General features: G+C 51.9%; 13 protein-coding genes and 1 tRNA gene. 4 read left to right on the top strand and 10 right to left on the bottom strand.

Translation table 11 applies throughout. From position 1 onward, the window contains the following. Positions 1-15: 15 nt before the first annotated feature. From CI601_RS08080 to metA, 5 genes are all read right to left on the bottom strand, one after another. Positions 16-843, bottom strand: coding sequence for a F0F1 ATP synthase subunit delta (locus CI601_RS08080; protein ID WP_121915021.1), 828 nt, complete (start codon positions 841-843; stop codon positions 16-18). Positions 844-894: 51 nt separating this feature from the next. Further along, positions 895-1,437, bottom strand: coding sequence for a F0F1 ATP synthase subunit B (locus tag CI601_RS08075; RefSeq protein ID WP_024626881.1), 543 nt, complete (start codon positions 1,435-1,437; stop codon positions 895-897). Between the two features lie 50 nt (positions 1,438-1,487). Next, positions 1,488-1,715 (bottom strand): ATP synthase F0 subunit C, encoded by a 228-nt coding sequence (gene atpE, locus CI601_RS08070; RefSeq protein ID WP_015022486.1) that lies wholly within the window; start codon positions 1,713-1,715, stop codon positions 1,488-1,490. Between the two features lie 131 nt (positions 1,716-1,846). Next, a complete protein-coding gene (gene atpB / locus CI601_RS08065; RefSeq protein WP_024626882.1) occupies positions 1,847-2,662 on the bottom strand; it encodes a F0F1 ATP synthase subunit A in 816 nt (271 codons plus the stop codon). A gap of 191 nt (positions 2,663-2,853) precedes the next feature. Further along, complete coding sequence (gene metA / locus CI601_RS08060) at positions 2,854-3,900, bottom strand: homoserine O-succinyltransferase (RefSeq protein WP_121915020.1); 1,047 nt, start codon at positions 3,898-3,900, stop codon at positions 2,854-2,856. A gap of 95 nt (positions 3,901-3,995) precedes the next feature. Between metA and CI601_RS08055 the strand changes: the two genes are divergently transcribed. Continuing rightward, positions 3,996-4,072: transfer RNA gene (locus CI601_RS08055), tRNA-Met, on the top strand. Positions 4,073-4,252: 180 nt separating this feature from the next. Here the strand turns inward: CI601_RS08055 and CI601_RS08460 are convergent. Beyond that, positions 4,253-4,591 (bottom strand): hypothetical protein, encoded by a 339-nt coding sequence (locus tag CI601_RS08460; protein WP_183129815.1) that lies wholly within the window; start codon positions 4,589-4,591, stop codon positions 4,253-4,255. Between the two features lie 301 nt (positions 4,592-4,892). Between CI601_RS08460 and CI601_RS08050 the strand changes: the two genes are divergently transcribed. Next, entirely contained in the window at positions 4,893-5,789 is an 897-nt protein-coding gene (locus CI601_RS08050) for a hypothetical protein (protein ID WP_121915019.1), read from the top strand. 252 nt (positions 5,790-6,041) lie between these two features. Here CI601_RS08050 and CI601_RS08045 read toward each other — a convergent pair whose 3' ends face one another. Further along, the gene (locus CI601_RS08045) at positions 6,042-6,416 is read right to left on the bottom strand and encodes a hypothetical protein (RefSeq protein ID WP_147437947.1); all 375 of its coding nucleotides are present in this window, start codon (positions 6,414-6,416) and stop codon (positions 6,042-6,044) included. Between the two features lie 1,542 nt (positions 6,417-7,958). On the opposite strand from CI601_RS08045, the gene CI601_RS08040 reads away from it, so the two are divergent. After that, positions 7,959-8,966 (top strand): aldo/keto reductase, encoded by a 1,008-nt coding sequence (locus CI601_RS08040; protein WP_121915017.1) that lies wholly within the window; start codon positions 7,959-7,961, stop codon positions 8,964-8,966. Positions 8,967-9,168: 202 nt separating this feature from the next. Here the strand turns inward: CI601_RS08040 and CI601_RS08035 are convergent, their stop codons facing one another. The 3 genes from CI601_RS08035 to rhmD all read right to left on the bottom strand — a co-directional run bounded on the left by CI601_RS08035 (position 9,169) and on the right by rhmD (position 12,075). Then, positions 9,169-9,963 (bottom strand): IclR family transcriptional regulator, encoded by a 795-nt coding sequence (locus CI601_RS08035; protein ID WP_121915067.1) that lies wholly within the window; start codon positions 9,961-9,963, stop codon positions 9,169-9,171. A gap of 55 nt (positions 9,964-10,018) precedes the next feature. Next, positions 10,019-10,789 carry an HpcH/HpaI aldolase/citrate lyase family protein gene (locus CI601_RS08030; protein WP_121915016.1) on the bottom strand — a complete coding sequence of 257 codons (771 nt, stop codon included), beginning with the start codon at positions 10,787-10,789 and terminating at the stop codon, positions 10,019-10,021. Between the two features lie 62 nt (positions 10,790-10,851). Next, positions 10,852-12,075: an L-rhamnonate dehydratase gene (gene rhmD, locus CI601_RS08025; protein WP_121915015.1), complete on the bottom strand. Its 1,224-nt coding sequence runs from the start codon at positions 12,073-12,075 to the stop codon at positions 10,852-10,854. A gap of 349 nt (positions 12,076-12,424) precedes the next feature. Here rhmD and CI601_RS08020 point away from each other — a divergent pair, with 349 nt between their 5' ends. Then, positions 12,425-13,738, top strand: coding sequence for an MFS transporter (locus tag CI601_RS08020; protein ID WP_121915014.1), 1,314 nt, complete (start codon positions 12,425-12,427; stop codon positions 13,736-13,738). Positions 13,739-13,986: the final 248 nt, after the last annotated feature.

Genomic DNA, 13,986 nt, shown 5'->3' with positions numbered 1-13,986 from the left:
CTGCCGGTTCTCCGCTCATCCTGCCACGGCCATGCGCCGCTTCAGGTGCTTCAATTGCGTAGCCACCGTGCCGTCTGTAGAGACCGATCCATACTGGACCTTCATACCGCCCAGGACCGAGGGATCGACCACCGAGTTGATGTGGACCGGCTTACCAAGCTTGCGCCCGTAGACCTCCTGCAAGCGGCTGACCTGCTGGTCATTCATGGAGACCGCCGTGGTGACGGTGACCATGATCTGATCCATATGCTCAGAGAAGCGATCCACCAACCAAACGATGGTGTCAGGGAAGCGCCGCCCGCGCAGATCGATGGTGGCGTTCAGGGCCATCTGCTCGGTAACCGGATGCATATGCTGCCCATCCAAGAGCGCCCTGAGCAGGTCGGCTCGCGCCTTGGAATCACTGTACTCGTCGGAGAGCCGGAAGAGCACTAGAGGCATGCCGAGCAGAGCCGAATGGATCTCAGCCAGCTCGCCGGCCACCTGGTTGGTGATGCCCAGAGCATCGGCGTAATAAGCGGTGGCGTCCACCGACATGTCCTCGGCCGCGTTGGCAATGTGCACCACACGGCTCCACTGATGATCAGTCAGGTCATGGAGGATATCCACGGTCAGAGGATCTGCCTTGTCGGCCAGGATGGTGTCGATCACACGCCACTTGTCCTCAGCCGGACGGGAGGGGTCGGTCAGCGCACGCTCCAGGGGTCTGTTGGCATCAAGCAGGGTCACGAAGGTATAGAGCTCCATGGCCACGCGGAGGGCATCCTTTCCCTTGCTCTTGAGCAAGGGGGCATACTTGGCCCTGGTCTCCTTGTCGGAGCTCAGCGAAGTCTCTCCTCGCATGTCACCTCCCCTTTCGCGGAATCAACGTTCCCATCGTCCGCCAATCAGTCATCATGCCTGCCGCTTGTCCGAGGACTGTCCACCCTGGTCCGCGATGATCGAGTCGATCATGGAGGACTGCACGGCATCATCCTGAAGCTGCGAACCCAGGATTTTGCCGGCAAGAGCCGTAGCCAGCGTGCCCACCTCGCCCTTGAGCGAGACCAGCGCCTGCTGCTGCTGGGACTTGAGGGATCGCTGGGCGTTCTCGGTGATCTGGTTGGCCTCGGTTTCTGCCCGGGTCCTGGCATCCGCCACGATCCTGGATGCCTCGGCGCGGGCGTCGTCACGAATCTGGGACGCCTCAACACGAGCCTTGCCCAGTTGGTCCTGATACTGCTTGCGGGCCTGATCCGCCTCTTCTCTAGCCTTGGCGGCCTTTTGAATATTGCCCTCGATCTTGGCCGAGCGCTCATCGAAAATGGCCTGGAACTTGGGCATGAAGAACTTGTAGAAGAAGACGGCCAGGATGACCAGGATGACCAGCGACCACACAATGTCATAGAGCTGGGGGATGAATAGCTGGATCCCCTTGCCTGCCGCTAGAGCGTACATTGGCTCCTCCTTTCCCTTATCGAAGCCGGATCATGCAGGAATCGCACGGCTCAGGCGATGAAGAGCGCCACGAAGCCCAGCAGGGCCAGCACCTCGATCAGAGCCAGACCGATGAACATGGTGGTCCGCAGCTGCCCGCTGATCTCAGGCTGGCGAGCCATGCTCTCGACGGTCTTGCCGACGGCAATGCCCAGACCCAGTGCGGGGCCGAGAGCTGCGATGCCGTATCCCAGGATGCTCAGATTGCCGGAGACCTCAGCAAGTGTGATGATGTCCATTTATTTTCCTTTCCTCCACCGTTGCCGGTTCTTGGATTGTGGTTCGGCCCCGACCCCCGTCTACCGGACGGAACCGACGAATATGTGGGCTGCGACCGCCTGAAACGTCGACCGCGGCTTGTTCTTTTCGCTCAACCTTCTTCAGGGTAACTCATGGAGATGTAGACCGTGGTCAGGATGGCGAAGATGTATGCCTGAAGGGCCGCAACGAAGATTTCAAAGGCCGTCAGGGCGAAGCCCAGAACGAACCAACCTACGCCAGCGAAGGCCAAGAGCTTGTTGCTGGCCTCGATGATGTAGAACTGGGTGAAGGCCAGGCTGACCGCCACCAGCAGATGGCCGGCGATCATGTTGGCAAAGAGTCGAATGGTCAGAGAGGCCGGCTTGACGATGACCATCTCCAGCAGCTGGATGGGCGTCAGAATGATATAGAGAGGCCAAGGCACTCCAGCCGGGAAGAGCTCAGACTTGAAGTAGCCCCAGACGCCCTGCTCACGGAAGCCCGTCACCATATACTGGCAGAAAGTCCAGATGGCGAAGACCAAGGGCATGGTGATGGTCGCTGTTGCCGCGATGTTCATGCCCGGTATGATGCCGCAGAGGTTGAAGACCAAGATGGTCAGGAAGATGGTCGTGATCATGGGCACGTAGCGTTTGCCCCGAATCTCGCCCAGGGTGTCGTAGACGACCGAGTCGCGGATGAACTCGATGACCCACTCAATGGCCCCCTGCCAGCGGGAGGGGATCAGTTTGGCCCTTGCGGCAGTGATTCCCAGCACCAGAAGGATGATGACCATGGCCACAAACCTGATCAGGATGATCCGGTTCATAGCGAAGGGCGTTCCCTGGAAAAGAATCTCAGGAGGCAGGAAATCTTCAATGGTGGGTAGCTCGCTCGGCTTGGCCATGGCCAGACTGAAAGCTTCACTTCCCATTGCCTCTAGCATCTATCGCCTCCTGAACGACACAGTGAACACTATAGCGCGTATGCGACTCATGGCTGCACCGTATGGGTAGTGTAGCCCACACCAAGAGCCACGGTAACCACAGATTCATCTAGTGTGTCACAGATAGTGGCCGCAGGTCGAATCCGAACCGCGGCGTGGACAGGTTGATGACGAATGTAATGCAATCGTCATCAACTCTTAACAGCGCCCGGAATGAGCCCATATCCGTCACCCGCTAGGGGCCGATATCCGTCCGCGCGTGGGCATCCGGGAGCGTGTCTGATGGATCGGTCGGTACCCAGTCGGCCCGCCGCCCGCAGGGTCGGCACCTGGTTCAGGTCGTAGGGGGTGGTCTCGTAGACCCAGTTCAGCCAGTTTCGCCAGAGCAGGTTGGCATGGGCACGCCAGGAGAAGATCGGCTCCAATGTCGGATCGTCGTGAGGATAGTAGTTGACCGGGAAAGGTACCTGATCCAGGCCCTTGGCCATATCGCGTTGGTACTCGTGGGCCAGAGTGTCACGGTCGTATTCCCAGTGGCCCAGCACGAAGATCTCCGAGAAATCCTGGGTGCTGATAAGCCCTGAACCCGACTGGGGACCCCAAGTCAGCACCTGCAGATCAGGACAGGCCCGAACTTGGTCCTCGTCCATCCCGGCCCAGCGGGAGTGGGGCTGTAGGGCAATTTCGTCGAAACCATTGGTGATGAAGCAGTACTCATCCTGCAGATATTGGGGAAAGACCCCGAAGACCTTGCGATCCAGGTTGCGCTTGGCGATGCCGTGGCGGTAGTAGAGCCCAGCCATGGCCCCCCAGCACAGATACATAGTAGAGAAGACGTGGGTAGACGCCCAGTCCAGAATACGGGTCAGTTCCTCCCAGTAGTCGACCTGCTCAAAGTCCATCTGCTCCACCGGGGCGCCCGTTACGACCAGACCGTCATAACAGTTGTCCTTGAAGGAATCCAGATTCTCGTAAAACTTGACCAGGTGATCCATGCTGGTGTGCACCGCCTGATGGGTGGAAGTCTTCATGAAGTCGATCTCCACCTGGAGCGGCGACTTGGAGATCAGTCGCAGCAGCTGGGTCTCGGTCTCCACCTTGGTCGGCATCAGGTTGAGGATGACCAGCTTGAGCGGACGCATCTCCTGGCGCTCCGCCTCGTGACTTTCCAAGGCGAAGATGCGCTCCGAATCCAGGATGGATCTGGCCGGCAATCCGGTGGGGATGGTGATAGGCATGACTCCATTATGGCCCAGCGCAGGCCTGCCCACACACGGACTTGACAAGTGCGCTGGAATCCGTAACATAGATAACTGCTGTGTTGAACAGCCGACGCGGGGTGGAGCAGTTCGGTAGCTCGCTGGGCTCATAACCCAGAGGTCTCAGGTTCAAATCCTGACCCCGCTACCAGTCAGCCTCGGAATCACAACGGTTCCGGGCTTTTGCTTTGCTCAGCCTTACCCCAATAACAGCGTAAAAATCAGCGATAGCAACAGATTCTGATTCCCGGTCCAAGTTCGAATCGTGTATCACACGACGAACGTAGATACCGGGCAACCGAGGCGGGGAGTCCATCACGCCGAAGGTCAATCAAGCTTTTCGGATGTTTGAGATTGAAAGATGGTACTTCCCATATGGCCTTTCACCTCGAGCGTCACCATCAAGGTCTATGATTTTACCGTCAAACGATATATTCTTCATGTACTGTAATTTGAATTCAGAGAACCAATATGGATCATGACCGTCTATTTCCGCCACATTCGGCGAAGAAGAGCTGTCCATGTTCAAAATAAGAGTTTGATCCTCACGTACTGCATTTTTCCCATTCACAGTAAGTGTTAAATCACAAATAATGTAGTATGGGACTCCCCCTATAGATACCCCCAGAGTTTGTCTTGCGATATAAATCAAATTGTTCGGCAACTTCATTGATTAACGTGCATCCATTCATAAGTATTGACCTCGATGCTATTGCGTATATATAACTACCAATAGCCTAATTGGACTCCACAAATCAGCAACAGGTTACCCCGTTATCCACAATCCAGTATCTCTTCTGCACAAAAGTCCGTCAAGATACAGCGAGTAACCATGAGATTTGCGTAACAGAGGAATATCTTTGGAGAAATTTCAAGAGTTCATTCATACATAGTATGAACCATGCCTACGTCCGAATAAGTGGGTTAAACATCCTCCTAACGACGAAAGCCTTCTGCTATAGACTTAGTATATGAATAATCCTGAATACGAAAACAGAGTTGTGCTGTTTTTAGACATTCTTGGTTTCAAAAATTTAGTCAATGCATCCGTTGAGAATGCAGAGATAGCAGCACAGATACACACCGCACTACACCAAATACACTTAGAATATTCCGATCAAACAGACTCTTTCATAGGTGACACACAACTAACCTTTTTCTCTGATTCATTATTCTTGACACAGAAATTCCACTCGGTCGATTCCAGCGATGTTTTTTACTTCCTTAATACCGCTGCGTTCATAATGAACGCCTTTCTGGCATATGGCCTATTCCCACGCGGTGCCATCACACATGGAAAATGCATTCATGAAAAAGTCCAAAACACCGATTCAAATGCAAGAATCGATACCAGCATTTGCTACGGCCCGGCAATCAACACTGCATATATTGCCGAAGAGACCAAAGCTATATGGCCGCGTATAATTGTTGACTCAGACGTATTGCTCAAAGGCATTCAAGATGATAAAACCAACAGATTTGAAGATTCAGTTAAAGAGTTTGGTGAACTTGTAAAAAATGACGGAACAGTTTTTTACCTCGACACGCTTGTACCCGAGTATTGCGACGAGAACCGGTTTATTCCGTTTATTGAGCAAGTACGTAAACACGTTATCAACAATCTCAACAACCAGACTGACAGACATATCCGTGAAAAATACGAATTATTCGCCGACTACTTCAACTCAAAGGTGAGAGAATTGAATCCTACAGAAGAACGAGTTGATTCTATTCCGGATTTACTCATTCGTCCAGATAAAGAAAACTTCAACAAGGCAAGACGACTGTTTGAAGAGGCAAACAAAGACAAAGTTGTTTTCAATAAGGACAATCTGTCAAGCCCTACAAAAGCGGGCCAAGTTCCTTAGCCCTTGCATTTTAGGCTAATTCACGGCAAGCCATTCCACTTTGTGGAACCCTACGGGTGAATTAAACCTGAAATGGTCAGGGGCAAGCCCCCAACACCCCAGAGGTCTCTGGTTCAAATCCTGACCCTGCTACCAGTAAGGCTCGAAATCGTTTGAGTTCCGAGCCTTTGTTAGATTTGGCATTTTCCGTCTAAACACAAAGGGGGCCTGACCAGGTCGCCAGACACAACTACATGGACAGTTTTCCTGACGCTAAACAGTTTTGTTGTGTACGACTTGCATGATCATCGACCAGGTAATAATATGTCTTATCGCGCCGCAGGCCCGTCGACAGTCTCTTTCCTTCTTTGCATTTTCGAAAGCTTCAGCAACTTTTGATTTGCAAATGCCGACTGTCTCGGCAATCCAAAGCAGGGATGCAGCATTTTTCAGATTGCCGAAGCATCTTTTCGCACTGTAATTCGGTTCCTTCCTTGAAAAGGGCTCTGAACCGAGAGTTGAATTGTTGATGAACCACGGCACCATAAGTTGTTTCTGCGTTTTTCCATGTGTATTCTGCGATTGGTGCACTTGCTGGTCATACATGGCGGAATATTTATAAGGATCGCACAAGCTCTTAGTGTTCATCTTAGTGCTCGCCATAGTATTCAATAGATTCGAAAATTTAATGCAACTCATATCTTTTTGACACGTCATATGAACCCCTTCATCAAATGATATTTTGATTCGCCTACAATCATATCATTGTTGAAAACTCGAATAACCGATTGAAATTTGGCAAAGGATCTTCGGCAAATACATAGCTAAACTTGAAATATTCAGAAATCAATAATTGGGATGTTATCACCTCAATGGAATCAGACAACTATCAATCGGCCAAACTCATTGAGACCAATCATTGAACCCGTAAACTCACACTGATGATTATGCCGCCAGATATAGGTTTCATAACCAAAGCACGATTGCCGGCGAGACAAACAGTCATGTCTTGAGACCGATCATGCATGTCGCATCCAACAACTGCTAAAAATATGAACAAGGCATGCACCACAGCTGCCAGTGACATGCTCATTTAATCAGGATGTCAGCCTGCAGGCGCGCGCAGCCGACTGGAACGCAGTCACATATTAAAACAGAAGCATTGCAATGTCTGAGAAATATCAATGAACTTACCTGAATCAAAAACCGACAGACTTGACACTTGATATTGGAATCCTGAAGTTCTATACGGACGAGACTGCAATCCCGGGGATTAGGAAGTTCTTATCTCCTGGCGTATCCTCGATTGCTGTATTTGCGATCCTCAATGAGTTTGCCTTCCCAGGCAAGTGGCCAGAATCATGAGAAATCGGCCGATTCGATAACGCAGATTGACCAATCCTATTTTCGCAGGTACCACAAGAAATCCATAGATGGAAGACGTGATTATCGTTCATCGTATGTTACGCCAAAGCTCTATCAGCACGAATACTTGCAGAAGATATGGATCAGCAGCCACTGGACTGTCAGCTGGATTCGTGCTTGCTGTTCTATTTCTGGTTGAGAGCGTTGGAATGTCAGCATTTTCAGCGGTGTCGTCCTCGGGCAGCATACACATGGGGAAAATACTCTGGGCTTTGTTTCTCATAGCTCGAGTAATCATCTAGTCAATATGGGTAGCCTCAACTTTGCTCGCACGCTGCATGGCACCTATAAGCTCGTCCTCGAAGTAGTAGTGAATGCAGTTGTTGGCCTGGCTTACTGGGTCATCTATGGAGATAGACCTGCTGTGGTTTTCTCTGTAATGGTATTTGCAGCCCCGTTACCCCATACCATTCAAGCTTTGCCTGGATTAGCCACAAATGGACAACTGCATTAACGCGCGCCTGGTATCAGTGGCAAATTCACAACAACAGTCACAGCTTTGACCACCATATCTGACCATCGCTCTGATCATGCAGATGGCCGAACCTCTATACCCATCAGCCGGAAAACTTCGAATTCAAATCCGGATCTCCAGGGTCGACCCAGACGAGAACCACACGAGTTCAAACCGTTGAATCGATATCCGAGCCCAAGAGCCACTCGCACAGAGTCCTAACTACTACAGCTACCTGATAAGTAGACTTCCACCGACTTGAACTTGCTAGCATGATTGCATCTGCACCAAGGAAGGCCAAGGGGGCTTAAATGCAGTACACACAACTGGGCGAAACGGATATCAACATATCGAAGATCTGCGTGGGATGCATGAGCTTCGGCAAACCAGGCACCATGCACGACTGGACACTGGATGAGGAAGAAACTGACGCGGTGGTTGCTCACGCACTGGATCTGGGCATCACTTTCTTCGATACGGCCAACGGCTACTCGGACGGGACCAGTGAGGAATATCTGGGAAAGGCGCTGAGAAATCATACAAGCCGCGACCGGGTGATTATCGCCTCGAAGGTCTACTTCAATGAGGGACGACTTTCATCCAAGGCCATCCATCGCGAGATTGATGGAACGCTCAAGCGACTGGGTACCGACTACTTGGACCTCTACATCATCCACAGGTTCGACTATGAAACGCCAATCGAGGAGACCATGGAAGCGCTCAACGATCTAGTCAAGGTCGGCAAGGTGCGAGCGCTGGGCGCCTCGGCCATGTACGTTAGCCAGTTTCAGGACATGCAGAAAGTCGCCCATGACAACGGTTGGACCCCCTTCAGCGCCATGGAGAACCATTACAACCTGCTATACCGGGAGGATGAGAAGGACCTGATTCCCTTCTGCAAAAAGACGGACGTCTCGCTCATGCCCTACAGCCCTCTGGCCGCCGGCCATCTGACACGGCCCACCTGGACCGCTGACACCCTGCGCAGCGCCACCGATAAGGTCTCGCGCGGCAAGTATGACCGGGCCGAAGACAACGACTTGGCCATCATTGACCGCGTGCAGAAAGTGGCAGAGCGGCACAACGTACCTATGGCCCGGGTAGCCATTGCCTGGCAGTGGGCCAAAGGCGTAGCCTCACCGATCATCGGCGCCACAAAGGCCCGGCACCTTGACGATGCTGCAGCTGCGCTGGATTTGGAACTCACACCTGAAGAAATCTTGTCCATGGAGGAGCCCTATCTGCCGCATGAGACGGTGGGAGCCATCGACAGCAACCCGCCCCAGGGTGTGGTGCTACTGGACGCTAAAGAGAATTAACGCAAATTCCCCTTAGCCTGGTGTCCGTATTTGAGCACTCAGGCAGGAACGAACTGATGATTCACTGCTGATTCATGAGTTTATGCCTGCGCCTGATTACGGATTCATGCTGTTTTTGACCCTACTAGCCTCCCCTACAATCATTTTTTTGACCAATGTTTGGCAAACTCACGATGTCTAAGGAATCTGGCCGCTTTACTTGCTAAGTCTCGACTGCAATATCCTCGTCGCCACCATATCCGAGCTGTACCGATATGCACGCAGCAGTGCGTCTTACAAGCCGCCCGAGCTCCTTCATACGCTTACCAGGCATAAATGTAACTGCAGCCGATATGGAAATCGCAGCCGTCACTGCGCCGGCACCGTCCCGAACAGGGGCAGCCACACATCTGATACCAGGCTCATTCTCCTCAAGATCGTATGCAAACCCCTGGTTGGCAAACTGCCTCATTGCCGCTGCAAAGGTTTTCTCGTTGGCATAATCATGTTCAGGTTTGCGATCTTGAAGATTTCTGTCCTGTATGTACTGGGACTGCCAACGGTCAGGATCGTCCAATAAAAGAGCTTTTCCAATCCCTGTGAAAGTCAAGGGCATACGACAGCCAGGCCAAGAGCGAATTTCAATGCCACGGCTGCCGTGAATTTTGTCAAGATATAAAGCCGAGCCTGAGTCCTCTACAGCGAGATGTACCGTATCCTTAGCAGTCTGGGCCAGATCGAGCAGAAACGGGCGGGCAACCTCCTGAATTGATATCTCGTCCCGGGCCTGGAAACCCAGCTCAATCAGCGCAGGCCCCAAACGCAAATCCCCATTGCTCTCTTCACGGAGAAAACGCTGGCTGCGAAGAGCTTGTATCAGTCTGTGCGCACTGCTTCTGCTCAGACCTGTCTGCCCAGTTACCTCCTTGAGATTGCGCGCCCCATGCGCTACGGCTCGGAGCACCACAATCCCATGGATCAAGGTCTGCGTTCCCGCAGGTGCCTTTGTCTCTGCCATATACCACATTTTAGGGCATCTCAACTAGGAGGACGAAAAACCCGCTCAGCCTTATTCATCTGAACAATGCCAGCTCTCGTTCCATGGCACGCACATACAGATCGGTATCGCCGGCGACGGCGATGAAACTTGCTCCCCAGTCAAAATACTTTTTCGCTAGTGAGTCATCGAAAGCCAGGGACCCCGCAGCCTTGCCATGGCTGAGGATAGAATCAAAAGCCTTATGTATAGCATCCTGGACCACAGAGTTGCCAGCATCATCCGGATATCCCAGCGAAGCAGAAAGATCCGCAGGCCCAATGAAGATTCCGTCAATACCATCGACGGCAGCTATGGCATCGATATTTTCCAAAGCCTCCCGGCTTTCGACCTGTACAACAATACATAATTCATCAATTGCATCACGCATATAATCGGGTATTCGACCCCATTGACCCGATCGTGCCAGGACAGCCCCTACACCACGAATTCCATCTGGAGCATATCGAACCGCCTTAACCATAAGCTGAGCCTGTTCAGACGTATTGACCATAGGCAACAGGAGGGTCTGTGCTCCTAGGTCGAGAACCTGCTTGATCTGTACAGGATCCGGACTGGCAGGACGCACAATCGGCGTACACGGATACCCGTGCACGGCCCTAAGCTGGTCAAGAATGGTAGTCAGCGTATTCGGACCATGCTCTCCATCAATTAGCAACCAGTCAAATCCAGCGCCAGCCGAGATTTCAGCTGCTGTCGCCGATCCGAAGGCCAGCCATAGTCCGAGTTGCTTACGATGCTCCTTTAAAGCCTTTTTGAATTCGTTATGAGGTATGTTGCACGACATAAATGCCCTTCCACATAGTTCTTTCCCGACACGACCGGAACCGCGATATCGTCCGTAGCTGCTCAGTGCGTGTATGGCCGCTCCAGAGCGCATTCGCGATTCAACTCGACGCCGAAACCTGGTTTGTCAAGTTGATCGGTAGTAATGACACCGTGCTCTGGAACAGGCTCTCCTTTCAGCAACGGATCAAACTGGGGACGGACATGATCCGCCTTCGGAGCAGTCATCAGATATTCGCTAAAGGGGGTGTTTGTAAAGGTGATAACGGCATGGTGAGAATATACGGACGAACCATGAGGAACCACTAATTGTCCATGAGCTCTTGCTAGTGCAGCGATATCCAGTAGGGATGTAATACCGCCACACCAACCTACATCAGGTTGCAGAATATCGACGCCGGCATCCGAAAGTTCCTTAAACGAACTCAGATTGCCTGTATGCTCACCAGTAGTCATCAGCATGCCCGGAGGCATGTTCCTCTTTAATTCGCGATAGCTCTGTACATCGGCAGCAGGGAAGCACTCCTCCATCCACTTCAATCCATATGGTGCCGCAGCCCGAGCCAGTTTAGTCGCATAGTTCACATCCTGACTCATCCAGCAATCGAACATAAGCCAGAAATCCGATCCGACTTTCTCGCGCATGTCAGCAAGCATCGCTATGTCCTTGCGGATGCCTTCCTCGCCGAAGGCCGAGCTCCAATGCGTCGGCATCTTTCCACCGATAAAGCCCATCTCCTTAGCCAGGTCGGGACGCGCGCCGGTGGCGTAAAAATGGATTTCATCCCGGACTGCTCCTCCGAGAATTTTGTAGACAGGCAGTCCAACGACCTTCCCCAAAAGATCCCACAATGCCAGATCCACACATGAGATCGCATTTATGACGACACCGCCGCCCCCTGAATAGAAGAGAGTCGCATTAGTCATCTGATCATGGATCAACTTAATTTGATCGACCTTTTTGCCCTCAACAAAGCGGCTCAGATGCTTCTCCACGATGAAACAGCCGATCTGGCCGGCAGTCGAGATAGCGAACCCGGTCGTCCCGTCAGAAGCCTCAACTTCAACGACCAGAGTCCCCAATACATTCAATCCAAATGACTGGCGGGATTGCTCATATTCTTTGTACTTGCTCATTGGCGTCGCGATATGATCATCGATCCAGTGTCCTTTGCCCTGGTCATGGTAATCACCTCCTCCCTGGCCATGTACTTTGGCCGCAGCACCACCCATGCTGTATGCCCTAATGGATCGTATCGTTGGCAACTTGGTTGAAGACAGCGACATTGCAACCTCCAGTTCTTCGTCATTGAATCGGCTTCTTCTTAGGATTTCAAAAAACCATCCGTCGGATGCCTCATATTCACTGTACCAATCATGAAATAACGTCCCTATATTTGGGAAACGTATTACCGATATATAGGTAGACGTTTTACTCTTGCGCTACAACCTACAACCTGGATTGTTCCACATATAGGGACAACTACCCAATACTTGTATACTGGTGTCAATCACTGGTCCACACGAACAGAGATGCATTAACTCAACGCTCCGATCACAGCGGATCGCGACACGTGGCCAGATGGGACAAATGCCGCAAACATGCGACACTCCATTCCTGTACAAAGAGGTCAATATGACAAAAGAGCCAACGAGCGCAGCGAAACAGGTACGCCTCGACAAGATCATCATTAAAACCACGAAACGCTTAGTTCCGTTCCTGCTGCTCATGTACGTCATGGCATTCTTCGACCGAAGCAACATCAGCTACGCCCAGCAATCGTACATGGCAGACACTGGGCTCACAGCCCAAGGGTATGCCTTGGGATCGGGATTGTTCTTCGTTATTTATTCCTTCTTAGGAGCGCCATCTAATTTGATGATGCGCAAGGTAGGTGCCAGACGATGGTTGACCATATTGACTATTTTGTGGGGGATCGTCGGCACCGGCATGGCTTTTACGCATAATCAGACACAGTTCATTGTCGTGCGCATCCTACTTGGCGTCGCAGAGGCAGGATTCTTTCCTGGAGCCATCTATCTAACTACCATCTTCTTCCCCAGGAAACAGCAGGACGAAATCAGAGGGCTGTTTTACATGGGTGCTCCTCTGGCCATGATCATCGGTGCGCCAGTATCCGGTCTGCTACTGCAGATGCACGGAATTCTTGGAATGCCCGGATGGTTCTGGATGTTTCTGATCGAAGGCGTGGCTGCCATAGCTGTGGGAATCGCCGCTTACTTCTATCTGGATGACAGCCCCAAGACAGCAAGATTCCTGGATGCTGGTGAGGGTGAAATCCTGGCTGAGGCCATCGCTCATGGCGAAGCAGATACCAAGACCAAGACGGAATCGAGTATGTCTGGAGCTCTTGGTTCATGGCGAGTCTGGGCTCTTTCAATCGTGTACTTTATGATTCAAGTGGGGGTCTACGGAATTACCTTCTATCTTCCCTCTCAGGTCTCAGGATTAATCGGCAAAAAGGTAGGCATGGAAGTTTCTCTGATATCCATGCTCCCCTGGCTTTGCGCACTGATCGGCACCTGGTTACTGCCCAAATGGTCAACCAAGATAGGCCATCACCATCTCTTCGTCGCCGCGATCCTACTCATCACTGGTTGCTCTATCGCCTTATCCGCATTCGCCAAGCCACTGCCGGCCATCCTATGTCTGTGCATCGCAGCCACAGGAGTAATCGCCAGTCAACCCATCTTCTGGAGAATGCCTACCGAGCTTTTAACCGGCGCAGCTTTGGCAGGTGGCATCGGTATCGTCAACATGGTCGGAGGCTTCGGTGGTTTCTTCGCACCCAACATAAGGGTATGGTTCGATTCTCTCTTCGGTACCGTCGCCACAGGCAGAGCTGGCCTGGTGGCCTTGGGATCTTTCGTTCTAGTAGGTGCTCTTATATCCTGGTTGGTAGGTTTATCCGAACACGAAAAGCGCTGATCATATTATTCTCAGCTATTTAGATCAGCAAATTGCACAAGGATAAGTCGTAGCTCACCGCATTGTCATGTCGGTACCTGCAAGAAGAAACAGCTGCACTCTACCGGCTGGATCAAATCTAGCCGGCCATACTCTATTGGCTATTCCAGAACGCAACGGAACCAGAACGGCCCGGTATCGTCTCCCCACAGATCGATCTGCTCTAGGGCAGATCGAGACTGACCTTGGTCTGTTGACCGACCGCGTTA

It is taken from the genome of Bifidobacterium sp. wkB344 (assembly GCF_003688305.1).
Taxonomy (GTDB): domain Bacteria; phylum Actinomycetota; class Actinomycetes; order Actinomycetales; family Bifidobacteriaceae; genus Bombiscardovia; species Bombiscardovia mizhiensis.
Note: the sequence above shows the minus strand (reverse complement) of the source record. Positions and strands in the feature narration are given on the sequence as shown.

Excerpts from the sequence above, each read along its gene's own strand:
- CI601_RS08080 (WP_121915021.1), bottom strand. The coding sequence starts at position 843 with ATGCGAGGAGAGACTTCGCTGAGCTCCGACAAGGAGACCAGGGCCAAG.
- CI601_RS08075 (WP_024626881.1), bottom strand. The coding sequence starts at position 1,437 with ATGTACGCTCTAGCGGCAGGCAAGGGGATCCAGCTATTCATCCCCCAG.
- atpE (WP_015022486.1), bottom strand. The coding sequence starts at position 1,715 with ATGGACATCATCACACTTGCTGAGGTCTCCGGCAATCTGAGCATCCTG.
- atpB (WP_024626882.1), bottom strand. The coding sequence starts at position 2,662 with ATGCTAGAGGCAATGGGAAGTGAAGCTTTCAGTCTGGCCATGGCCAAG.
- metA (WP_121915020.1), bottom strand. The coding sequence starts at position 3,900 with ATGCCTATCACCATCCCCACCGGATTGCCGGCCAGATCCATCCTGGAT.
- CI601_RS08460 (WP_183129815.1), bottom strand. The coding sequence starts at position 4,591 with ATGAAGTTGCCGAACAATTTGATTTATATCGCAAGACAAACTCTGGGG.
- CI601_RS08050 (WP_121915019.1), top strand. The coding sequence starts at position 4,893 with ATGAATAATCCTGAATACGAAAACAGAGTTGTGCTGTTTTTAGACATT.
- CI601_RS08045 (WP_147437947.1), bottom strand. The coding sequence starts at position 6,416 with ATGAACACTAAGAGCTTGTGCGATCCTTATAAATATTCCGCCATGTAT.
- CI601_RS08040 (WP_121915017.1), top strand. The coding sequence starts at position 7,959 with ATGCAGTACACACAACTGGGCGAAACGGATATCAACATATCGAAGATC.
- CI601_RS08035 (WP_121915067.1), bottom strand. The coding sequence starts at position 9,963 with ATGGCAGAGACAAAGGCACCTGCGGGAACGCAGACCTTGATCCATGGG.
- CI601_RS08030 (WP_121915016.1), bottom strand. The coding sequence starts at position 10,789 with ATGTCGTGCAACATACCTCATAACGAATTCAAAAAGGCTTTAAAGGAG.
- rhmD (WP_121915015.1), bottom strand. The coding sequence starts at position 12,075 with ATGTCGCTGTCTTCAACCAAGTTGCCAACGATACGATCCATTAGGGCA.
- CI601_RS08020 (WP_121915014.1), top strand. The coding sequence starts at position 12,425 with ATGACAAAAGAGCCAACGAGCGCAGCGAAACAGGTACGCCTCGACAAG.